Annotated in this window: 19 protein-coding genes, 1 tRNA gene and 2 pseudogenes; 9 read left to right on the forward strand and 13 right to left on the reverse strand. The window is 54.5% G+C overall.

All coding sequences use genetic code 11. The annotated features are described in order from the left end of the window. Window positions 1–37 precede the first annotated feature (37 nt). From AC0L7S_RS17620 to pcsA, 5 genes are all read right to left on the reverse strand, one after another. Window positions 38–958, reverse strand: a complete 921-nt coding sequence (locus AC0L7S_RS17620) for an ABC transporter permease (protein ID WP_473472191.1) — start codon at window positions 956–958, stop codon at window positions 38–40. Further along, window positions 958–2,076, reverse strand: a complete 1,119-nt coding sequence (locus AC0L7S_RS17625) for an ABC transporter permease (RefSeq protein ID WP_473472192.1) — start codon at window positions 2,074–2,076, stop codon at window positions 958–960. Before AC0L7S_RS17625 ends, AC0L7S_RS17620 begins: the two co-directional genes overlap by 1 nt. Beyond that, window positions 2,073–3,650, reverse strand: a complete 1,578-nt coding sequence (locus AC0L7S_RS17630) for an ABC transporter ATP-binding protein (RefSeq protein ID WP_473472193.1) — start codon at window positions 3,648–3,650, stop codon at window positions 2,073–2,075. Before AC0L7S_RS17630 ends, AC0L7S_RS17625 begins: the two co-directional genes overlap by 4 nt. A gap of 95 nt (window positions 3,651–3,745) precedes the next feature. Continuing rightward, window positions 3,746–4,723, reverse strand: a complete 978-nt coding sequence (locus AC0L7S_RS17635; protein WP_473472194.1) for a quinone oxidoreductase family protein — start codon at window positions 4,721–4,723, stop codon at window positions 3,746–3,748. Window positions 4,724–4,725: 2 nt separating this feature from the next. Beyond that, window positions 4,726–5,532: a phosphatidylcholine synthase gene (gene pcsA, locus AC0L7S_RS17640; protein WP_473472195.1), complete on the reverse strand. Its 807-nt coding sequence runs from the start codon at window positions 5,530–5,532 to the stop codon at window positions 4,726–4,728. Between the two features lie 463 nt (window positions 5,533–5,995). On the opposite strand from pcsA, the gene AC0L7S_RS17645 reads away from it, so the two are divergent. After that, a complete protein-coding gene (locus AC0L7S_RS17645) occupies window positions 5,996–6,208 on the forward strand; it encodes a hypothetical protein (protein ID WP_473472196.1) in 213 nt (70 codons plus the stop codon). A 5-nt stretch (window positions 6,209–6,213) separates the two neighbouring features. After that, a complete protein-coding gene (locus AC0L7S_RS17650) occupies window positions 6,214–7,188 on the forward strand; it encodes an FAD-dependent monooxygenase (RefSeq protein WP_473472197.1) in 975 nt (324 codons plus the stop codon). Here AC0L7S_RS17650 and AC0L7S_RS17655 read toward each other — a convergent pair. Further along, window positions 7,177–8,138: pseudogene (locus AC0L7S_RS17655) on the reverse strand (AEC family transporter). The gene AC0L7S_RS17650 and the pseudogene AC0L7S_RS17655 overlap by 12 nt on opposite strands. A gap of 245 nt (window positions 8,139–8,383) precedes the next feature. Between AC0L7S_RS17655 and hspQ the strand changes: the two are divergent. Further along, window positions 8,384–8,707, forward strand: a complete 324-nt coding sequence (gene hspQ / locus AC0L7S_RS17660) for a heat shock protein HspQ (protein WP_473472198.1) — start codon at window positions 8,384–8,386, stop codon at window positions 8,705–8,707. Window positions 8,708–8,878: 171 nt separating this feature from the next. Here the strand turns inward: hspQ and aspS are convergent. After that, window positions 8,879–10,715: pseudogene (gene aspS, locus AC0L7S_RS17665) on the reverse strand (aspartate--tRNA ligase). Window positions 10,716–10,986: 271 nt separating this feature from the next. On the opposite strand from aspS, the gene rnd reads away from it, so the two are divergent. Further along, window positions 10,987–12,144: a ribonuclease D gene (gene rnd / locus AC0L7S_RS17670; RefSeq protein ID WP_473472199.1), complete on the forward strand. Its 1,158-nt coding sequence runs from the start codon at window positions 10,987–10,989 to the stop codon at window positions 12,142–12,144. A 108-nt stretch (window positions 12,145–12,252) separates the two neighbouring features. Here rnd and AC0L7S_RS17675 read toward each other — a convergent pair whose 3' ends face one another. From AC0L7S_RS17675 to AC0L7S_RS17690, 4 genes are all read right to left on the reverse strand, one after another. After that, entirely contained in the window at window positions 12,253–13,179 is a 927-nt protein-coding gene (locus AC0L7S_RS17675) for an MAPEG family protein (protein ID WP_473474353.1), read from the reverse strand. 97 nt (window positions 13,180–13,276) lie between these two features. Next, window positions 13,277–14,779, reverse strand: coding sequence for an IMP dehydrogenase (gene guaB, locus AC0L7S_RS17680; RefSeq protein WP_473472200.1), 1,503 nt, complete (start codon window positions 14,777–14,779; stop codon window positions 13,277–13,279). 239 nt (window positions 14,780–15,018) lie between these two features. Beyond that, window positions 15,019–15,735 (reverse strand): RlmE family RNA methyltransferase, encoded by a 717-nt coding sequence (locus tag AC0L7S_RS17685; protein ID WP_473472201.1) that lies wholly within the window; start codon window positions 15,733–15,735, stop codon window positions 15,019–15,021. After that, window positions 15,735–17,141: a Ppx/GppA phosphatase family protein gene (locus tag AC0L7S_RS17690; RefSeq protein ID WP_473472202.1), complete on the reverse strand. Its 1,407-nt coding sequence runs from the start codon at window positions 17,139–17,141 to the stop codon at window positions 15,735–15,737. The genes AC0L7S_RS17685 and AC0L7S_RS17690 overlap by 1 nt, the downstream gene beginning before the upstream one ends. A 216-nt stretch (window positions 17,142–17,357) precedes the next feature. Between AC0L7S_RS17690 and AC0L7S_RS17695 the strand changes: the two genes are divergently transcribed. Together AC0L7S_RS17695 and AC0L7S_RS17700 are read left to right on the forward strand one after the other, a co-directional pair. Further along, on the forward strand, window positions 17,358–18,296 hold the full coding sequence (locus tag AC0L7S_RS17695; protein ID WP_473472203.1) for a lysylphosphatidylglycerol synthase domain-containing protein: 939 nt from the start codon (window positions 17,358–17,360) through the stop codon (window positions 18,294–18,296). Between the two features lie 132 nt (window positions 18,297–18,428). Beyond that, window positions 18,429–18,502, forward strand: a tRNA-Gln gene (locus AC0L7S_RS17700). 219 nt (window positions 18,503–18,721) lie between these two features. Here AC0L7S_RS17700 and AC0L7S_RS17705 read toward each other — a convergent pair. Then, window positions 18,722–19,027, reverse strand: coding sequence for a hypothetical protein (locus AC0L7S_RS17705; protein WP_473472204.1), 306 nt, complete (start codon window positions 19,025–19,027; stop codon window positions 18,722–18,724). Between the two features lie 275 nt (window positions 19,028–19,302). Here AC0L7S_RS17705 and AC0L7S_RS17710 point away from each other — a divergent pair, with 275 nt between their 5' ends. Next, window positions 19,303–19,767: a hypothetical protein gene (locus AC0L7S_RS17710; protein ID WP_473472205.1), complete on the forward strand. Its 465-nt coding sequence runs from the start codon at window positions 19,303–19,305 to the stop codon at window positions 19,765–19,767. A gap of 848 nt (window positions 19,768–20,615) precedes the next feature. Continuing rightward, a complete protein-coding gene (locus AC0L7S_RS17715) occupies window positions 20,616–20,987 on the forward strand; it encodes a hypothetical protein (RefSeq protein ID WP_473472206.1) in 372 nt (123 codons plus the stop codon). A 555-nt stretch (window positions 20,988–21,542) separates the two neighbouring features. Here the strand turns inward: AC0L7S_RS17715 and AC0L7S_RS17720 are convergent. Next, window positions 21,543–21,752 carry a CsbD family protein gene (locus AC0L7S_RS17720; RefSeq protein ID WP_473472207.1) on the reverse strand — a complete coding sequence of 70 codons (210 nt, stop codon included), beginning with the start codon at window positions 21,750–21,752 and terminating at the stop codon, window positions 21,543–21,545. Window positions 21,753–22,004: 252 nt separating this feature from the next. Between AC0L7S_RS17720 and AC0L7S_RS17725 the strand changes: the two genes are divergently transcribed. After that, window positions 22,005–22,499 carry a YciE/YciF ferroxidase family protein gene (locus AC0L7S_RS17725; RefSeq protein ID WP_473472208.1) on the forward strand — a complete coding sequence of 165 codons (495 nt, stop codon included), beginning with the start codon at window positions 22,005–22,007 and terminating at the stop codon, window positions 22,497–22,499. Window positions 22,500–22,794: the final 295 nt, after the last annotated feature.

Genomic DNA, 22,794 nt, shown 5'->3' on the forward strand with positions numbered 1-22,794 from the left:
AAATATCAACCTCAGATCGAACTTCAAAACCACCACACTAGCGATCCGGCACGAAAGGCTGCCCGAGAGAAGCCGGTGTGTTCATCATGGTCAGACGCTTGTTGCGCGAGATTAGAACGAGAACCACGATCGTTGCCAGATAGGGAAGTGAAGAAAGAACCTGTGAAGGCACAGGAATGCCAAAAGCCTGTGCATGAAGTTGGCCAATCCAGACCGCACCGAAGATATAGGCACCGGAAAGCACCCTCCACGGCCGCCAGGAAGCAAACACGACCAATGCAAGCGCGATCCAGCCGCGACCGGATGTCATGTTTTCCACCCATTGCGGTGTATAGACCAGCGATAGATGCCCGCCTGCAAGACCGGCACATGCGCCGCCAAATACAACTGCCAGATAGCGGTAGCGAATGACCTTGATGCCGAGCGCATGAGCGGAGGTGTGACTATCGCCAATTGAACGCAGCGTCAGTCCGGTTCGTGTCCTGAACAAAAACCACGCGACGCTGAAGGTCAGCACGATCGACATATAGAATATCGGGTCCTGACCGAAGAACAGACGGCCGACCACCGGCATATCGGTCAGTACCGGTATATAGAGGTTTGGTAGACGCTCACCCGGCAGACCAACAAAGCTTGTCCCCATCATACCTGACAGGCCAAGACCGAGCAGCGTCAGCGACAGGCCTGTCGCTACCTGATTTGTTGCCAGCGAAAGCGTCATAAAGGCAAACAGCAGCGAGAACACCGCACCCAGCAGAACCGCGGCCAGCAAGCCGATCCACGGCGAGCCCGTCAGATACCCGGCTCCAAAGCCGCCGACGGCACCCATCACCATCATGCCTTCAACGCCGAGATTGAGAACGCCCGAGCGTTCGACAACCAATTCGCCAATGGCCGCAATCAATAGTGGTGTCGCTGCGGTTGCTATCGTCATGAGAATATTGACTGTGATGTCCATCAGCGTGCCTCCTCAAGTTTTGGGCTCGCCTCAAGTGCAGGGGCAGGCGCGGTCATGCCTACCAGCCTGATGCGATAGTGAATAAGCGTGTCGCAGCCGAGGACGAAGAACAGCAGCATGCCCTGGAAGACACGGGCTACCTTGTCGGAAAGGCCGAGCACGCTTTGTGCAGCCTCTCCGCCAAGATAAGTCAATCCCAGCACCAGACCTGCGGCGACGATGCCCAGCGGGTTCAACCGCCCCAAGAATGCAACGATGATGGCCGTGAACCCGTAACCGGGTGATATGATTGGCTGCAATTGGCCGATTGCACCCGATACCTCGGAAATACCGGCAAGACCGGCCAAAGCGCCAGACAGCATGAACGCGAAGAACACCATGCGATTCACGCTGAACCCGGCAAACCGCCCTGCCCTCGGGCTTGAACCCAGAACGCGAATTTCGAAACCTTTCAGCATACGGCTCATCAAAACCCACACCAGCACTGCCGCAATGAGAGCGAAGACGAAGCCCCAGTTGGCACGCCCCGACATCGGCATGATTTCGGAGAGCGTGGCCGATGGTGAAAATTGCACCGTCTGCGGAAAGTTGAAGCCTTTTGGATCACGCCAGGGGCCGCGCACCATCCAGTCGAGGAAGAGCTGTGCAACATAGACCAGCATGAGGCTTGTCAGGATTTCATTGGTTCCGAACCGTGTTTTCAACAGTGCCGGGATGGCTGCGTAGAGCGCGCCGCCAACCATGCCCATGAGCAGCATGAGCGGCAGGACGAACGGCCCTTGCAGATCAGGATACATCACCGGCAATATCGATCCGACGATGCCCCCAAGGATGAATTGCCCTTCGGCACCGATATTCCATATGTTGGCCCGGTAGCAGACCGACAGGCCGACAGCGATAAGGATCAGCGGTGCGGACTTGATCGCCAGTTCGTGCAATTGCCAAACTTCGGTGATGGGCGAGATAAAGTAGGTATATAGCGCGGTTGCCGGGTTAACCCCCAGGAAAGCAAACAATATCGCGCCGGAAATAATCGTCAGTGCGAAAGCGATGAACGGTGACAACATCGAAAACAGCATTGATTGCTGCGGGCGCTTAACCAGTTCGAGGCGCATCATGCTGTCTCCACCAAAGTTTCGCCATCGCCGGTTGCCGCACCACCCATCAGCAAGCCGATTTTTTCAAAACTTGCTTCGGCAATCGGCATCGGCGTGGACAATTCACCGTTATGCATGACGGCAATCGCGTCGGAAATCTCGAACAGTTCATCGAGATCCTGACTAATGATCAGGACTGCCGAGCCGCTGCGCGCCAGTTTGATCAGAGCTTGGCGAATATGTGCTGCGGCTCCTGCATCAACGCCCCATGTCGGCTGATTGACGATCATGACGACAGGTTGGCGATCAAGTTCGCGTCCGACGATAAACTTTTGCAGATTGCCGCCTGACAGGGCGGCAGCTTCAGGGTCAGGTGCGCTCTTGCGTACATCCATGACTTCAATGATGCGTTGTGCGGCATCATAGATGGTCTGGCTGCGGACCATGCCGCCTGCGCCAACGAATGTGTTTCCGTCGGTTGCATGACGCGACAGGAGCAAATTCTCCGACAATTTCATGCGTGGAGCTGCCCCGTGGCCGAGCCTCTCCTCGGGCACGAACGCTGCGCCCAGGAGGCGACGATCTGTAATGGAAAGCCCGCCCGCATCCTTTCCACGAATGCGCACACACGCCTTTTGGGGTTGGAGCACTTCGCCGGAAACCGCCTCGAAAAACTCGCCTTGCCCATTGCCCGCAACTCCGGCAATACCAATCACCTCACCCGCGCGGACATTCAGGTTTATGTCTTTCAGGCCGATTGAAAAGGGCGTCGCCGGTTTGCGGCTCAGATTTTGAATTTCAAGCAATGCAGGAGATGATTCAATCCCTTCGGCCGCCTCACGCACCACAGCTTGTATTTCGCTGCCAACCATCATGCGCGCCAGAGAAGAAGCCGTCTCTTCCCGCGGATTGCAGTGGCCGACAACTTTGCCATGACGCAACACGGTTGCCCGATCGCAAATGCGTTTCACCTCTTCCAGGCGGTGCGATATATAAAGGATCGACTTTCCCTCAGCCCTCAATCGCTCCAGCGTTTCGAACAATTTGTCGGCTTCCTGCGGCGTCAGCACCGAGGTTGGCTCATCCAGAATGATCAGTTGTGGCGTTTGCAGCAAGCACCGGATGATCTCAATGCGCTGGCGCTCGCCAACCGACAGATCTCCGACAAGCGATTCCGGATCAAGCGGCAGGCCATAGCTGAATGAAAGCGCCCTCGCCTTGGCTGCAATAGTGCCTATCGGCGCGCCATCATCCAGCGAAAGCGCGATGTTTTCAGCAGCCGTAAGTGCTTCGAAAAGCGAGAAATGCTGAAAAACCATACCGATGCCAAGTTTCTTGGCAGCGCTCGGATTGGCAATCCTCACGGGTTGGCCGTTCCACACGATCTCACCGGAATGAGGTTCGAGCGAGCCAAACAACATCTTGACGAGTGTTGACTTGCCCGCACCGTTCTCACCGAGCAGCGCGTGGATTTCCCCGTGGGCAATATTCAGATCAACGCGATCGCATGCCTTCAGGGTGCCGAATATCTTGGTAAGACCACGAACCTCCAACAGGTTCGCAGCGTTTTGCTGTGAAGTCACAGTTCCTCCCATCCGTTCCCAGACATGTTCTGTGTTCCCGCACGTATGGTAGGCGCGACCAGTACGTTACGCAAAGCAGTTCACAACTTGAAAGTGCTTCAATAATTTCAGGGGACAAGAATGGTCGTTCCAGTTGTTTTGCGGCTCTCAAGATCGCGATGGGCCTCAGCCACATCGTTCAACGCATAGCGCTGGTTGATTTTGATTTCGACCGCACCGCTTTTCACCACATCAAACAGCGCAGACGTGGAGGCCTCGAGCGCGGGACGTGTGGCATTGTAGACGAACAGTGATGGACGGGTCGCAAACAGCGACCCCTTTTGCCCCAGAAGACCGATATTGACCGGGTCAATGGGACCTGACGATTGACCAAATGACACAAACATTCCCAGTGGACGCAGGCAATCGAGAGAACCTGGGAATGTGTCTTTGCCAACCGAGTCGTAGACGACATGGCATTTCTTGCCGCCAGTGATCGCCTCAACTTCAGCCACGAAATCCTGTTTTCGATAGTCGATCACGTGGTCGAACCCGTGCGCCTTGGCAAGTGCGACCTTGTCCGGTGAGCCAGCCGTCCCGATTGTCGTTGCGCCCAAATGCTTGGCCCATTGGCCCAAAATCAGCCCAACCCCGCCCGCAGCGGCATGGCAAAGTATGATGTCACCAGGCTTCACGGCGAAGGTACGACGCAGGAGATATTCCGCAGTCATCCCCTTCAGCATCATGGCAGCGGCCTGTTCGTCACTGATCTCTTCGGGAACAATCACGACCTGATCGGCATTGATGACCCGCTGTTCGCAGTAGGCCCCAAGCTTGACGGCATAAGCGATGCGATCACCGGCTTTCAGCCCCTTCACACCTTCACCGACTTCCAGAACCACACCTGCCGCCTCGCTTCCCGGCGTCAATGGCAAGCCATCAGGCGCGGGATACAGGCCGCTACGGAAATAGACGTCGACGAAATTCAGGCCGATAGCCGTGTGCTTGATGAGGATTTGCCCCTGACCCGGGCGACCGGGGTTTTCGTCTTCAATGCTCAGGACTTCTGGCCCGCCATGGGCATGTACGCGTATTGATTTCGACATGATCAGATTTTCTTCGCCCCGAGTTGTGGAAAGAGTTGCATAACGGCGCCAATGCAAAACAGGTAAATACCGGATACGGTAATGCCAACCTTGGTAAATTGGCTGACATTTTCTGCAAGAACACCGATCTGGCTGTAAAATACTGCGAGCGCAGACTCGGCCAAAGCCAGCGCGCCGAAGCCGCACCATAGAAGCGTGATAGCGAGATTGATCGGCCGCAGCCGTTTCACCCGCACAGGATGCAGGAAATTGACCGGCGCAAATGTCAGCAGCCCGGAAATCACGACGACAGCAAAAGACACCCATTCGCCCGGCCCAACGACAAACAGTGTGAAAACCACCATATTCCAGACAACCGGGAAACCCTTGAAGAAGTTCTCCTTGGTCTTCATGCCAGTGTCGGCATAGTAAATCGCGCTGGATATGACGATGATCGCAGCCGACAGGAAGGAAAGACCTTCTCCCATCAAACCAAACTGGTATAGCGCAAATGCCGGGATCAACACGTAGGTCACGTAATCAATAATATTGTCGAGAAGTTCGCCCGACCATGTGGGCAATATCTCCTTCACCTCAAGTTTTCGGGCAATCGGGCCGTCAATACCATCGACAAACAGGGCCAGACCCAGCCACCAGAACATCGCCGTCCAGCGCTCTTCGCTTGCAGCGACCAGCGACACAAAAGCAAGGAATGAACCGGATGCGGTCAAAAGATGGACAGAAAATGCCCGCGCTTGTGGCCATGTGACCTTCTTCTTTGGCCTTGGGATACGATCTTTGATCTTCTTGCCTGTCACATCTTTACTCACGGGCCAGCCAGTCCAGTTTGCGATATCACACCGACCACGCGACGCGATCGACTTGCCGATATCTCGGTCAACACAAATCTAATAGCAGCGCCATTGGCCAAACAACAACTATCATGCCCGAAACGCGCTCCAATTAGTTAGAGCGGGATGCGGGCGTAAAACCGCTATCCACTTTTCCTCATCCCGCTGGTGGTTCGATTCAGACATTTGCATCTGCCTCGTGGACATGCCCGAGCAAATGTCTGAATCAAAGAATCACTAGCAACTTATTGACTCTCGTGGAACTTTTGAATTTGACATTTGAACGAGAGGCTGACGGAAGTGGGACTCAAATGTCAAATTCGTTCCACTAGTTGTCACAGTTTGATTTGCCGCGTTGCCCCCTTGATGCATGCTGGACTATACCAGCACGACCCCGGTTCCAGACAAGGCGGCATGATATTTGTCGAAAATTGATTCGAATATGAGTTTTGACGCGCCAATCATCGTTGCCGGGACCGGTCCGGTCGGCTTGATCGCATCTCTCGCGCTTGCCGATACAGGTTTTCCGGTAAAGCTGGTGGGGCCTGAGGTCAACAAGTCCGACGGGCGCACCACCGCCTTGATGAACCCGGCGCTTGCCGTGCTCGAAAAACTCGGCGTGCTCCAAAACCTCGATCCCGGCAGCGCACCCTGAAGGTCATGCGCATCCTGGATGCGACGCAACGATTGATCAGAAGCCCGGTGGTAACTTTCCGCGCGAATGAAATTGGCGAGGACCGGTTCGGGCTCAATCTGCGCAACAGCACACTGAATGCGGTTCTTGGACAAGCGGTGGCTGCGCACCCACAAATCGAATGGCACAAAGAACTGGTCAAGACATGGGAGATCGAGGCAGAGCGTGTGGTCGCCCATCTTGGTGACGGTCGCTTCATTGAGGCTTCGCTTGCGGTTGCAGCCGATGGGCGCACCTCTCCGGCTCGTCAAGCGGCGGGAATTTCGAGTTCGGCGCGCTCTTATGCGCAGGCCGCCCTTGTGCTGACCTTTTCCCACAGCGTCGATCACGTCTTTACATCGACCGAATTTCACACTGAGACCGGACCATTCACGCAGGTTCCCCTACCTGGAAACCGCTCCAGCCTTGTCTGGGTTGTGCGACCTGAGATGGCCACAGAGCTGGCGGCGCTGGATGATGACGCATTGTCGAACCGGGTCGAAGAAAAGATGCAGTCGATGCTTGGGCGGATCAACGTTGATCCGGGACGGCAGATCTACCCATTGTCGACAGCAACGCCCCAACGGTTCGGCCAGAACCGTGTTGCACTGGTTGGTGAAGCCGCCCACATATTCCCGCCGATTGGCGCACAGGGGCTCAATCTCGGCATCAGGGATGTTGAGGATCTGGTTGAAATCGCATGCGAAAACCGGTCAAACTCCGGATCACCAAAGGCACTTGGCGCCTACGACATGAAAAGACGCCCGGATGTCATTGCCCGCAGTTCTGCCGTCAACCTGCTCAACAGGTCATTGCTTTCCGACATGCTGCCTGCCCAGCTGGCTCGTAGCGCTGGTTTGGGTGCCCTCAGGGGATTTGCTCCGCTTCGCGCCTTTTTCATGCGCGAAGGTTTACGCCCCGGCAGCGGCTTTTCCGCGCTGACAGGCAGCCTACGGAAATAGATCAATCGGTAAAATGCCATGCTTGATCATGAACAAGAGGACTGTCACGGTCACGACTGACAAACATGTTGTGACGAGAACGCTTGCCGATGCACGTTCAACCCATACGCCATATTGCTGGGCAATAACGAAAACATTGGTTGCCGTTGGCAATGCCGCCAGAAGCACAGCCGAAAACAGCCATGTTTGCGAAAAATTGCCCATGCTGCTCAAAACGACATAGCAAAGCAGCGGGTGTACGATCAATTTAAGAACGGCGATTGGTGCCATCTCGTGCGGGACGCGCTTTAATGGCCTGAGCGCCAGCGTGACACCCATGGCAAAAAGCGCGCACGGAGCTGCCGCGCCAGACAGGTAGGAAAGCAATCGTTCAAGCGGTACAGGCGGCTGAATTTGGAAAAAGCCGCTGCCACGCCAATAGCAGTCGCGATAATGAATGGATGGAGCGCGATCTTCTTCACCACGCCGCCAACAAGCTGGAGCGGCGGACTTTTGTCATCGCCGGACAGGGCCATCATCATGGGCGCGATGGCAAAGTGCATGATATTTTCAAAACAGAAGATCAACGCGACAGGAACAGCCGCCGCTTCTCCGAAGGCAAGCAATGCAATGCCGGGGCCCATATACCCGATATTTCCATAGGCTGCGGCCAGTCCCTTGATCGTTGCCTCGGCTATTTCACCGCGCGCTACAATCAGCGAGCCGAAAAACATCAGCACAAATATCGCAAAAGTCGAAAGAACCGAACCGGCAATGAAACGCCATTCCGTCAACTGTTCAAATGGCGTTTTTGCCAACAGCTGAAAGAACAAGGCGGGCAAGGCAACGTATATGATGAACGTGTTCATCCAGCCAAGTGCTTCGAGTGGCTGACGGGTGATACGTGCGACAACAAAGCCTAGAAAGATCAACCCAAAGAACGGAAGAACCAGACCGATGACTTCCGACATACTGTTATCCTGCTGTAATAATCACATTAATGGGTGCTGATCCTAGTGGAGCGAATTTGACATTTGCTCGGGAGCTTGACCCACAGGGATGCAAATGTCGGAATCTGACCACTAGAAGGAAGTCCGGCTTTCGGACAGTCGTTCAGCTTGGCTATCGTGCAATTTGGAAGGCAGTCAAGCAGGCCGGGATTGAATTTTTCCATAGTCTGCGTCAAATAGAATATAAATGTTCTGTGGTGAGTACGATGAAAACAGCCAAATTCTCGATTGGGCAGGTGGTCCGCCACAAGATGTTTCCCTTTCGCGGCGTCATTTTCGATGTCGATCCACAGTTTGCCAACTCGGATGAATGGTACGAGGCTATCCCGGTCGATGTACGCCCGGGTAAGGATCAGCCGTTTTATCACTTGTTGGCCGAGAACTCGGAAACCGAGTACGTCGCTTATGTCTCGGAACAAAATCTGCTGGAAGATGAGTCCGACGAGCCAATCCGCCATCCGCAGATCAGGGAACTCTTCGAGAAAAAGCCTGATGGGCGCTATAAGCCAAAATTACAGACGCAGCATTAGCGATTCCAGTAGAAGTGCGCACGGTTTTCTATCTGGAATCGCGTAAAAACAAATAGTTAGCGCGGTTGGTGATTTCATTGAAGCCGAACAACTTTAACAAAGACCGATAACATATTGACATTGCTATATCTAAAGTCGCCTGAAATCCATATTCAGGCGTTCATGTTACCGCTATTTCCTGTGTCCATGCGTCGGGCGCGCTTCAGTCCCAACTAAATCAGTCTTCTTTTTCGCGACGGCCACGCGCAACGAAAGCTCTCGCAATTGCTGCGGTGTCGCTTCGGCTGGTGCGGCCATCAGCAAATCATAGGCCTGTTGATTCATCGGGAACATGGTCACTTCGCGCAAGTTTTTCGCACCGAGCAGAAGCATGACGACACGGTCGATGCCGGCTGCCATGCCGCCATGTGGCGGTGCCCCGTACTGGAATGCGCGGTAAAGACCGCCAAAACGGTCTTCGACCGTTGCGCGATCCAGCCCGACAATTTCAAAGGCTTTCACCATGGTTTCCGGCAGATGGTTGCGGATACCGCCCGAGGCAATCTCAAAACCATTGCAGACAAGATCGTACTGGAACGCCTTGATACCGAGCGGATCTTGTCCATTCAGTGCATCGATGCCGCCCTGCGGCATTGAAAACGGGTTATGGCCGAAATCGACGCGCTTTTCGTCTTCATTCCATTCATAAAATGGGAAATCTACGATCCAGCACAGCTCAAATCGGTCGCGATCGACAAGATTGAGTTCTTCGCCAGCACGGGTGCGAGCGGCACCTGCAAATGCCGCGAATTTCTTCGGGTCGCCGGCGACAAAGAAACATGCATCGCCACCCGAAAGATCAAGCTGTTGGCGCACCGCATCGGTTCGCTCCTCGCCAATATTCTTGGCAAGCGGGCCAGCCCCCTCGATCTTCTCGCCTTCCTTGCGCCAGAATATGTAGCCAAGGCCGGGTTGTCCCTCGCCTTGCGCCCATGAATTCATGCGATCGCAGAAAGCGCGGCTGCCTCCGGTCTTTGCCGGTATCGCCCAGATTTCCGCCTTTGGATCATTGGCCAGAATGTTTGCGAACACCTTGAAGCCGGAACCGCGAAAATGATCGGACACGTCCTGCATTTCAATCGGATTGCGCAAATCCGGTTTGTCGGACCCGTATTTGCGCATGGCCACATCATAGGAAATGCGCGGAAACCCGTTCGTTACCGGTTTGCCGGCTGCGAATGTCTCGAAAACACCGCGCATGACGGGTTCCATCGTTTCAAGAACGTCGTCCTGCTCCACGAAACTCATCTCAAGGTCGAGTTGATAGAATTCGCCGGGCAGCCGGTCGGCACGCGGGTCTTCGTCGCGGAAACACGGCGCAATCTGGAAATACCGGTCGAAACCAGACACCATTATCAATTGCTTGTACTGCTGTGGGGCCTGCGGCAACGCATAAAACGTACCCGGATGGATACGGCTCGGCACCAGAAAGTCTCGCGCTCCCTCTGGTGACGATGCAGTCAGGATCGGCGTCGAGAATTCTGTGAAGCCTGCACCTTCCATACGCTTGCGCATCTCGGAGATGATCCTGGTGCGCGCGATGATGTTCTTGTGAAGGGTTTCGCGGCGCAGGTCGATGAAACGATATTTCAGACGGATGTCTTCAGGATAATCCGGCTCACCGAATACAGGCAGCGGCAATTCCCTGGCTGCCGAAAGCACTTCTATGTCGAGTGCAAAAATCTCGATGTCGCCGGTCGGCAGGTTTTCGTTGACAGCTTCTGCTGCGCGCGCCTTCACCTCGCCGTCAACGCGAATGACCCATTCGCCTCGTACAGCTTCCGCCGCCTTGAACGCGGGCGAGATCGGGATCAGCCACAATCTGCGTCAAACCAAAATGATCACGCAGGTCGATGAACAAAAGCCCGCCATGGTCGCGTACGCGGTGCACCCAACCGGAAAGCCTTACGGATGAACCGACATCTGCTTTCCTCAATTGCGCACAATTATGGCTGCGATAACGATGCATGGCCTGTAATCCGATCAGGAGTTGTCGATAGAGGCAAAGCTTGCGCTTGACCCGAAAATTTGGCGCGAAAAGCGCATGGGCACCGCCTTTTGTCAAGGCGGAGGCGATTACCTCACCGCTGAATGGTTTCCTGACATTCCATTTGATCAATTGGGAGCCATGTCGCACCGGTTCCGCTCCCGGTTTGACGACGCTATATTTGCCTGGCGGCTTGACGAAACCATCGCCGGCTGAAATGGAAAGAGACCTTTTATCTATCAAAAGCGATTTGATGCACGTTATTACCACGCAAGGCGAGCTCGAAGCCGCCATCCAGGCGCTAGAGCGGTCGGATTTCGTCACCGTTGATACCGAATTTATTCGCGAAACAACATTCTGGCCGGTTTTGTGCCTGATCCAGATGGCGGCACCCGGTGTGACCGCGCTCGTCGATCCGTTGTCACCCAATATCGATCTCAAGTCGTTCTTTGGCTTGATGGCAAACGAAAAGGTAGTGAAGGTATTCCACGCTGCCCGCCAGGACATAGAAATCGTTGTCCATCTTGGCGATCTGGTGCCGCATCCGGTTTTCGACACGCAAGTCGCGGCCATGGTGTGCGGCTTCGGCGACAGCGTGTCTTATGACCAACTCGTGCACAAGATTACCGGGGCGCGGCTCGACAAATCCTCGCGCTTTACCGATTGGCGCTATCGTCCGCTGTCCGATAAGCAGCTTGAATATGCTTTGGCCGATGTCACGCATCTTGTCGATGTCTACAAGCACCTCAAAGCCCAGCTCGAAGCTGAGAACCGCGCCCATTGGCTCAATGAGGAAATGCAGATCCTGACATCGCGCGAGACCTACGACCCTCATCCTGACAATGCGTGGAAACGCCTTAAAATGCGCCTGCGCAAGCCACAGGAACTGGCCATTGTTCGTGCCGTTGCCGCGTGGCGCGAACGCGAAGCACGCGAACGCGACGTCCCGCGTGGGCGTGTTTTGAAGGATGACGCCATTTATGAAATAGCCCAGCAAGGACCGCGCGATACGACGGCGCTCGGTCGGTTGCGCACCACGCCTAAAGGTTGGGAGCGCTCTTCCGGTGCCGCATCGCTGCTTGAAGTGGTCAACGCAGCACTTGCTCTTCCCAAAGAAGATATGCCCAAGCCACCCAAGACCACTCAGCAGGCCGAAGGCACCAATGCTGCTGCCGAATTGTTGAAGGTATTATTGCGCCTCGTTGCCGAAAAAGAAGGTGTTGCCACCAAAGTGCTGGCGTCAAGCGATGACATCGATCGCATCGCGGCCGATGGCGACGCGGCAGATGTTCCGGCTCTGCGGGGCTGGCGACGGAGCGTATTCGGCGATGCAGCCTTACGCCTTGTCAACGGTGAAATCGCGATCAAGTTCGATCAACGAAAAATCTCGGTGTTCGAACCCGGCATATAGAGCAATTCCAGGAAAAGTGTGCAGCGGTTTTCTGTCCGGGATTGCGTAAAAACAAAACCTTAGAGCGGCTCAGTGATTCTATCAAAAGCTGAACCGCTCTAAGTTGCCTCACACGAGGGCGAGCAGATGCAGGGCGAACCACGCCCAAAGCAGAGCCATCACGACAAATCCCGCCGCAAACATCGGGGCGCGATAACGTAGATTATTGCTGGTGACGTGCACATAGGCATGGGCATAGCGCAGCAGAACAAAAATCCAGGCCAGCGCCAGCGAAGCAAAAGACACGCCGTTGGTCACGAACAAGCCAAGGCAGGCGATGTGAAGCAACATCGGCAGTTCGAACTGGTTCATGAGGTCGTTGGCAGTCGTTGCACTCATTTCAGGTTCATCGCCACGAACCTTGAACTGCCTCGCCCTCGCTGTACCACTTCTCACCGCCTGTCGGCGGCGCAACCCAAGCAGCACATAGATGATGCCGACCAGAACGAAGTGCGCGATCATGGGCCATAAAATAACGGTCGGGTTCATGCCATATCCTTCTTCTACCCGTGACGCTCGTTGTGACGTCTTGCGCGGCCTGCGAAGAAGAATGTCGCTATAACCATCATCGGAATTGCGCCAAATGCGAACTTGGTGACGATCAATGCCGAGGTCAGGCAGAAGCGAATCCGGATTTGCATAAACAAAGTTGGATAACAGCCGCACGACAGCTATATTCTCACCATAGTCGGCCAGCGTGTAAGGAAGCACCAGGGTCAAGGTCGTCAACACCTGCGCTTTGACCGACATTTTTGCAAAACGCGGAAGCCTGCGCCCGGTGACAAGAACAAGGCTCATCAGCGTCAGCGACAGCAATGCCGGAAAGACGAGGTCAAAAGTCAGATAATGCCAGACAATGATAATCTCGCTGCCTCGTCGACCCAGGGCCGTCAGCCACGCCATGCCCTGATCCGGCGTAAAGCCAAAGCAGCGTATATCGAGAGACATCAGGCCGCCGCTCAATTCGCGGAAATAGAATAGCTCCACGACAGTCATGATCACGAAGACCACCAACGACGCGAAGCACAGCACGCCCGCATGCCTTGGCAATCGTCCAATTGCGTGGATCAACGGATGCACACCGCTCGGCTGGTCAGAGTCCGCCAGGGTAATTGGGGCTTTCGCGGGTAATCGTGACATCATGGGCATGGCTTTCACGAAGTCCGGCGTTCGATATGCGCACAAATGTGGCGCGTTCACGGAAATCGGCAAGATCGCGACCTCCTACATAACCCATAGCGGCTTTTAGCCCGCCTGCAAGCTGATGTAGGACTCCCGCCACCGGCCCCTTATACGGAACCTGCCCTTCAATTCCCTCAGGAACCAGTTTCAGCGTATCACGTACTTCTGCCTGAAAATACCGGTCCGCGGACCCGCGCGCCATGGCACCGACCGATCCCATTCCACGATACGCTTTGAATGAGCGCCCCTGATGCAGGTAGACCTCACCCGGGCTTTCATCGGTTCCGGCAAGCAATGATCCGATCATCGCAGCACTTGCCCCTGCCGCAAGAGCCTTGGCCAGATCGCCCGAAAACTTGATCCCACCATCCGCAATCACCGACACACCGGACTTGTGAGCCGCCTCGACGGCCGACATGATCGCCGAAAGTTGCGGAACGCCGACACCGGCAACGATGCGCGTCGTGCAAATCGACCCCGGTCCGATACCAACCTTGACCGCATCGGCTCCAGCATCGATCAATGCTTGCGTCCCGTCGGCGGTGGCAACATTACCGGCCATGATACGTACGGAATTGGAAAGCTTCTTCGCACGCGTCACAGCATCGAGAACACGCTGGGAGTGACCGTGCGCCGTATCAATCACCAACAGATCGACGCCTGCGTCTATGAGGCGCTCTGCTCGCTCGAAACCGTCATTGCCAACGCTCGTTGCCGCGGCAGCGCGCAGGCGCCCTTGCCCATCCTTGCTGGCATGCGGGTTGAGTTGGGATTTCTCGATGTCCTTGACCGTGATCAGGCCAACGCACACACCCTTCTTGTCGACCACCACCAGCTTTTCGATACGATGCTGATGCAAGAGCCGCTTGGCTTCGTCGTGATCGACACTCTCTTTCACCGTAACCAGATTTTCGCGCGTCATCAGTTCATAGACGCGTTGTTCAGGATCGGAAGCAAAGCGCACGTCGCGGTTGGTCAATATGCCAACCAGACGGCCCGCCTTATGCCCGCCTGATCCCCCATTTTCAACAACGGGAATACCGGAAATCCTGTTTTCTTTCATCAATGAAAGGGCATCGGCAAGGGAGGCGTCCGGGCCGATCGTGACGGGATTGACCACCATGCCGGACTCGAATTTCTTGACCTGGCGGACTTGCTCGGCCTGCTCCTCAGGCGAAAAATTCCTATGAATGACACCAATCCCGCCAGCCTGAGCCATCGCAATCGCCAGTCTGGCATCGGTAACTGTATCCATGGCAGCCGAAATGATCGGCACATTCATTTCTATGTCACCGGCAATGCAGGTCCGAATGTCGGTATCGCCCGGCATGACCTCGGAATGGCCTGGCTGCAGCAGCACATCGTCAAAGGTTAGCGCGAGCGCTCCTGCGGATGTTTCAATGATTTTAGCCATGGCCGCCCCCGGAATGCATGAAACGCGCTCAACCCGGTTGGGCAGCGCCGACTCGTTGTTTTCCCTTTCAGGATTGGCGGTGGCTGGTACCACGTCTAACCGGCGAAGAAAAGCTATGAGACATTCATAGTAGTGTCCCAGCCTGCATTTTTCTGAGCTGCGACCATTGAAGCTGGCCGATGTACCAATACTTTGCGGGCGAATTGAACGCTGTGGCTGATTGAAATCCCCGCCATTCGCTACTCTCCATCAGTCGGCCTGCGCCCTTTGAAGTCCTTGGCAAGAATATACAACTCAACCGACTCATCGCGCGAAGCCGGCGGCTTTACATGATGGACGGAGCGAAAATTTTTCTTCAACAGATCAAGGATTGCGTGCTCCGTACCGCCTTGAAATGTCTTGGACAGGAAATGCCCGCCAGGCTTCAATACGGATATGGCAAAATCAGCCGCGACCTCACAAAGATGTTCGGTGCGAATGTGATCGGTGCGGCGGTGGCCCGTGGTCGGGGCGGCCATATCCGACAAAACGATGTCCGGTTCGCCTCCAAGCGTTTCCATCAAACGCTGAGGTGCGGCATCGTCAAGGAAATCCATCTCCAGAATGACTGTTCCGGGAATTGCGTCCACGCCCAGATAGTCGATGCCCACGACATGCACGTCCTCGGGCGTTGATCCGGCGCGGGCGGCCGCGACCTGGCACCAACCGCCTGGTGCTGCCCCCAGATCGAGTATTTTCATTCCGGGCTTCAACAGATGGTAGCGGTCATCGATCTCGATCAATTTATAGGCCGCCCGCGACCTGTAGCCGTCGGCCTTGGAGCGCTGAACATAGGGATCGTTCATGTGCCGCTGCAGCCAACGCCGTGATGATTCTTTCAGGCCGCTCTTCTTCTTGATACGCGTTTTGAGCACGCGAATGTTGGCCGAACTTGGTTTATCGGGTTTCTTGGTCATTACCTGCCGCGCCAGTTTCGACGCCATGCGCCATCATCTGCCATAAGTTCGCTCAATATTCCTTCGCGCAATCCTCTATCTGCAACACGCAGCCTTTCCGATGGCCACATTCCCCGGATAGCTTCAAGTATGGCGCAACCGGCAAGCACAAGGTCGGCGCGATCCGCTCCGATGCATGGATTGGCGACGCGTTGCTTAAAATCCCAGCCGAGCAGCTTTTCCACCATGCGATCGACATTGTCGCGGTCCATCCACAAGCCATCGACCCGACGACGATCATAACGTTCAAGTTCAAGATGAACACCGGCCAGCGTCGTCACCGTGCCTGATGTGCCGAGCAGGTGAAATTTCGGGCTTTTCAGGACATGGCTCAATCGGTCGCGCCCATCGAAATCATTCAGGCGCACCGCTACATCATCAACCATCGCGGCAAAAACATCGCGTGTCACGGTGTGTCCACCGAAGCGTTCTGCCAGCGACACCACGCCAACGGGAAGCGATGTCCATGAGACAATATGATTGGCAAGCCTGCCAGACCGCTGGCTGCTCAAATCGATAAGAGCGATCTCCGATGAGCCTCCGCCAATATCGAACAGCACGACACCTTCCGTATCGCGCTCCACCAGCGATCCGCAGCCCGACACGGCAAGCCGCGCTTCGGTTTCGCGGTCGATAATCTCGAGTTTGATGCCCGCCTCGCGCTCGACGCGTTCAAGGAATAGCGCACCGTTTTGCGCGGAACGGCACGCTTCGGTGGCAATCAGCCGAGTCCGCGCGATTTTGCGGCTATTGAGCTTGGCCGAGCAAACTTTCAACGCCTCGATGGCGCGATCCATCGCAGCGTCGGCCAAGCTGCCGCGCGCAGAAAGCCCCTCACCTAGACGCACGATACGCGAAAACGCATCAATGACCTTGAACTGTCCATATCTGGTGGGAATCGCGACCAGCAAACGGCAATTGTTCGTTCCAAGATCAAGTGCTGCATATACGGGCAACAGATGCGCGGGGCGGCGCCTGGCAGGCATGTTGTGGAAATTCGGCTTTGGCGACGTCGGTGGATTATCGCCCTTTGCATTCGGCACAACAGGTGCTGGGTCCGCGACATGCGGCGAATCACTTACCGGTGCCCCAGCCAAGTCACGCGCAAAAACCTTGCGGCCCCGCTTGCGTTTGCGGCGCTTCCTGGGCTTTCCGGTTTGATTGGTGTTTCCTGCCGGCTGGCTGCCGGAATCCACTAAAACCTTGTTTTCCGGGCAGCGCGCATCAAAAGGATTTCCCGAACCTGGAGGCCGTGTATCACCTTCCGACGCGCCCACCTCCGGCGCTTCAGCGCCGGCGTCGCGGTCTTTCACTGTCGTTCCTTCCGGCATCGCGCGAACCGGATTTTCCGAACGCAGCAGACGCATATGATTTCAAGTTGATAGCAGATTAGCAGCGCAACCCGATATCACCAAGAACAAAGCTTCGAAAGAACGCTCCAACATCGGCTTTGTCCCACAGTGGTTGAATAGCCGGCTTCAATGAGGCATTGCTGTTGGCGCGCGTTGGAATGTGGCCCTCGCGAGTTCACCGCCTTGCCAAACAGACACGAACAGGCGACCAATGCTAATGATTGACGTTACATGAATTGGAAGCGCTATTTCTGGCCCTGCGTCGGCCTTTCGGCGGTCGCTTTCTCGATCTGGCTTTTGCTCGATGAATTGCGGGGCATATCAATCGATGATGTCTGGGCGGGACTGACCGTCATTTCCCTGCATCACTGGATTCTGGCTGCGGTCAGTGCCGTCGTGGCCTATGCGGCTTTGGCGGGATATGACCACATTGCGCTGCTTCACATCGGCAAACGCGTTTCATGGCAGTTTGTGACGCTGTGTTCCTTTACGACCTATGCGCTGTCTCACAATATCGGCGGATCGGTGTTTTCCGGGGCCGTTATCCGCTATCGCGCCTATGGAACGAAGGGCCTTTCCGCGCAGGAAGTCGGGGTACTTGTTGCGGTGTGCTGGGTCACATTCGTTTTATCGACGGTGCTGGTCTCCGGCGTTGTTTTGATGCTTGTGCCGGACCTGCTCGATCGCTTTTCTGCCATCGGATTTCACAAATTATCCGGCGTTACGGGAATAGCGATGATTCTCATCGTCGTTGCGTATGTTTTTGGAAGTTGGCTGCACCTCCGGCCTTTCCGTCTTGGTTCGTTCCAGATGCACTATCCGCGATTGCCAATCGTGGCGCGTCAGATACTCGTCGGCCCGATCGAACTTTTCGCGGCTGCCGCAATCATTTTCTTCGCCCTGCCCTCTACGGGTAATCCCGGCTATCTGGTTGTGCTTGGCATCTTCCTTGTGTCGTTTTCCATCGCGCAGATTTCACACGCGCCTGGCGGCCTTGGTGTTCTGGAAGTCGTATTTCTCACCGGCCTTTCGGATATGGACCCGATTGGCGTTGTCGCCGCCCTTCTCGTGTTTCGGCTGTTATATCTCATTGTTCCGCTGCTCATCGCACTCGTTGTCGTTCTGCTGTTCGAGCGCTCACAGTTTGGACAGGCTGAAATTGACCAATGACACAGGCTTGACTATTTTACGATGACGGCTAAAACGCAGCCAAATACTGAAGCTTTGCACAGTGCAGCGCTGTTGCCAGATGGTTCAGGACACCATACGCGTCGCACCAAAGCATAGTTTCGCGGCGCATATTGGGGAATAGGTTAACGGTAGACCCACGGACTCTGACTCCGTTAGTCCTGGTTCGAATCCAGGTTCCCCAGCCAAGCAGAATCAAGCACTTAGCAGAAGAACCTCACAAATTTCATGTCGCAAGACGCGGAATTTGTCGCAACGTAACGTATTGATTTGTAACGTGTCGTAATCAGCGGCGGCTGCGAAACGCGACAAGGATGCGACATGGGATTCGAGGAAAAACCCGCCGCCATTGCTGACGACGGGTTGGGCTCGTGGTTGAATTTGGCGATCCCGGCAGACGGTAGCGGTTATTCCTCTTTTAGTCGGGCGACGATGGCTTCTTCGACTTCATCGACGTCCTTAGGGTGAAATCGGAATCCTATGTCGGTCAGCACATCATTCATGGCTTCTGGGAACCTGTCGTACCACTCATGGTCAACATCACCTTCAAGCGCACTTAGCTTTGAGGTATCTTCGTTACTGCCGGTACTTTCAGCAAGAGTCCGAAGTATCTCTGCAGCTGCTCCGTTTCGATAGTCCTCCGGGTGCCTTTCTGCCTTGCGTTCACGCCACTCAGCCTTTTTAGAAAGTTCAAACGAAAGTGCATTTCCCATAATAATTCTCCTCATTCGCCGGCACACAGCCGGACGTTTCAATATGCATGCCGCAAGGCAAGCGGTTATGTTCACCCACACGGGTGCTATAGTTGTGTTGAGAGTCTCGCCAAATGGGCTGGCCCGAAGGCTGCGAGTGCGAGAATTATGGCTGCCCCGCAAGGGGCTGCGAACTTTTCTATAAGGATCGATTCAATTCATTTTGTCAAGATTGGTACCCTCGGACAAAACCGAACGGCGACGGCCTAAGCATGCGATTGTGGAACGGGTGAACAATGATCAATCGACTCCATACAAAGGCCGTCGAGTATGCCGGGAGAAACTGGCTGACTGCACAACTGCTCCTGAGGGGCTTCGAGGTGTCCATCCCTGTTATTGATCGTGGCATCGACCTAATCATTTTCAAAGAAGTTGGCGACGCTGGAATACGATCTCTTCCGCTGCAGTTGAAATGTGCAACCGATGAAAGTTTTAGCGTCGATCGAAAATACGAAGGAAGAGGGATACCGATCTGTTACGTTTGGAATGTGGTGCAGATACCCTCTGCACTGTTCATGTCCTATGATGAGGCGCTGGATGCGCTTCCTTCAGGGGCGCGCGCAAGTAAGTCTTGGGTCGATAAAGGCTACTACACCTTTACCCGTATTCTGAATGCTGACTTGAAAAACATGCTGCTAACTTATTCCGATAGGTGGAAATGGTTGGAGGAGCAACTCGACAAGCAACCTACGTCCGGCTGAATTTTTCCGGTAACAACCATCAACGCAAGTAGCCCGTAGATGACGAACGTCCCAACATATTGCGGACAGGGCCACCGCACACCGGGAACCAAAACCTCTTTATGGGAGTTTGACGTTCGTGTGGATGCAGCGATGAACAGAATATTCTGGTCTTTTTATACAATTACTGTGGTGTGCATGGCTGCGGCTCTGGCGGTTATGCTCATTCTATAATCGCAGCAACGCGCTGTAAGTAACCCGACTTGGCTTTAGCATACCCACGACGTCGGGTTACCCTTTCGTCTCGGGGACTGCCCCGAGCGTTGGGTGCCCAAGAACATTGTATATGGGAAGAGTGCAGAATCTATGCATCCGCCCAAGCGCACGTCCACAACCCGCTTGCCGCTCAATCGAGCCCTCACCGTTGCTTCCCTTGTGCATTTTTTGCAATCCATAATTGTATCGTAACGCGATATATGCTTGTCTCCCGTTGGGCTTGGGAGTAAAATATGCAAACTAGAAATATTGCGGCGATGCTACTTTGCGGCGCCCTTACGGCGTGCGGATCGATATCCATTCCGGCATCCGGAACGACATCATCCGGCGAAAAATTCTATGGGCAAGCTACTGCATCGATGTCAGAGGGAAAATTCGTCGTGACAAATCAATCCGGAGTACTTTGCTCTGGCGATTACGATCAATTCTCCCGGGCCAGACAATTGACGGTCCCGTTTACGTGCACCGATAAGCGCACCGGAACGCTCAATATAATGAGAAACAAGAACCTCATGGGTGGAACTGGTACCGGCACTTTCAGCGACGGAACAACAGGGAACTTCAAGTTCGGCAAAGACAGCGGAGCTTGATTGGTGAAGGTTCAATTCTCTACCGCATTGCTTGCGGCCATTGTTCTATCTGGATGCACCACGACGCCTGCAAACTATGCAACCACTCTCTCGCAGCAGGATCCGAGATGGAACTCGCCAGATTGCAAGCAAATCCGGCTCGCAGCCCTTGGTTATGACGACAAGGTTGGCGAGCGGATGGCAGTCGGCATGGCTACCGGCCTCCTTCTGGGTCCGTTCGGTATCCCGCTAGCCGCAGCCGCTGATGCCAACCAGGATCAGCAGCGCAAGCTGTTTGCTCGCGAGGTTCATATGCGGTGCTCGAGCCTTCCGCTACCTAAGCAACTACAAATGAACCCGAGTAGCGGCGGCGCGAAGAAATCGAATTATCCGTAATAGGAATCAGCCGATGTATCCTCCCGCCGCCGATACGATTGGCGTGATCGCTAGTGCGTCACTGTCACCATTCGAAAAACCTCCATCGCATTTTAGCGACATGCTCAACGACGTTTTAGTCGTCACCTCATAAGATAACGACATGGGCAATGAAACTTACCAATCAAACTGGCGTGGTGCTAGGCGATACCAGTTCGACGAAGAGACAAGGCGAAAATTTGACGCCCAAGCCGAGGCTAATTGCCCCTCAAAGACTATTGGGCCTTGGCACACCAACAAGCCTAGCGACAACATACACCGTTTCCGTCATCTCAAGCATGGCGACCCCGACAAGTTCAAAGTACTGATAGAAGACATGCAACCAAACAAAAGGGGAATACTCCCTTACGCGGTTTTTTTGGCTTTGACCGCCAGCATAACATTCGCGGTCGTATTTATTTTTACGTAGGCAATTATCAACTCAAGAGCATTTCACGGACTGTTGAGACGAAACTCTCGTTAGAAATAGTCCGCCCGGCTTAAGCCGAGCGGAAATAAATTTCGACGTTCTGGCTGTTACATCGGCCAAGTTTGACGACCATACCAATCGTCGACATCCTGCTTTACGCGATCCTTTTCGAGGCCGTAACGCTCTTGAATCTTGCCTTCCAGTTGGTCGCGCTTGCCGGCAATCACATCCAGGTCATCGTCGGTGAGTTTGCCCCACTGTTCTTTGACGTTACCTTTCATCTGCTTCCAATTTCCTTCGACGCGGTTCCAGTCCATGGTGTTCTCCATAAGGCGGGGATCGCCTGTCGTGAAAACGCGCGAGTCAACTTTTTGTTCTCCTGAATATAGAAATATCGTTTCAGCTTGATATGCTGCGCAATGCCACGGTCTTAAAAACATTCCCAAATGTTCATCCGATACGGCAGACAACCCGTCCGATCACATCTGTCTGTCCGCTTGTGTGCAGACGGAACCATCGACCGCGCTATTCATTCTTCCCCAGCCAATTCCGGCACTGGGAGATTTTTCATGAAAACGATGGCTGAGATTTTCGAGCATACCCTTCAGGACGTATATTACGCCGAAAACGCTATCACAAAGGCATTGCCGAAAATAGCGAAGGCAGCAAAGGACGCCAAGTTGAAAAAGGCTGCCGAGGATCACCTTGAGGAAACCAAGGGGCAGATCAAGAAATTGGAACAGGTTTTCAAGTCAATCGGCAAGAAGGCATCTGGGGAAAAGTGCGATGCCATCGAAGGTCTAATCAAGGAGACTGATGGCTTGATCGAAGAGGCCACCGGCACGGCTCTTGATGCGGGATTGCTGGCCGCGTGCCAGGCTGTCGAGCACTATGAGATTGCAAGGTACGGTTCCTTGCGGGAGTGGGCAAAAGACCTCGGCCATGATGAAGCACATAAGTTGCTAAGCGAAATTCTCGATCAGGAAAAGGCTACGAATAACAAGCTGACCAACCTTGCGGTCACATCGATCAATAAGGCTTCGACTACCGCGAAAGCAACGTAGATGCGGCGCCAGATCACTCGCTATCCTTCAATGATAAACGCCAAGTGATCGGTCAACATCCAGTCAGCCGTCCGGTCGTTTCAGAGCCGGGCGGCAGCTGTTCTCGGACCACGTTCATATTGCGATAACGGACGTCGACGCTTGTAGCGTTCAGATCACGAATGTCTTTGTTCCCTCACCTCCACCGAGGCAAATAGGATTTATTTCCTGCTTCTCTTGACTCTTTTTCTCAATGAGAACATTTTAGGAACATTGTTGGCGAGGGCGCCGGCGATGCAGTCTTGAAACATTGGTG

It is taken from the genome of Mesorhizobium sp. G2-6-1 (assembly GCF_055809095.1).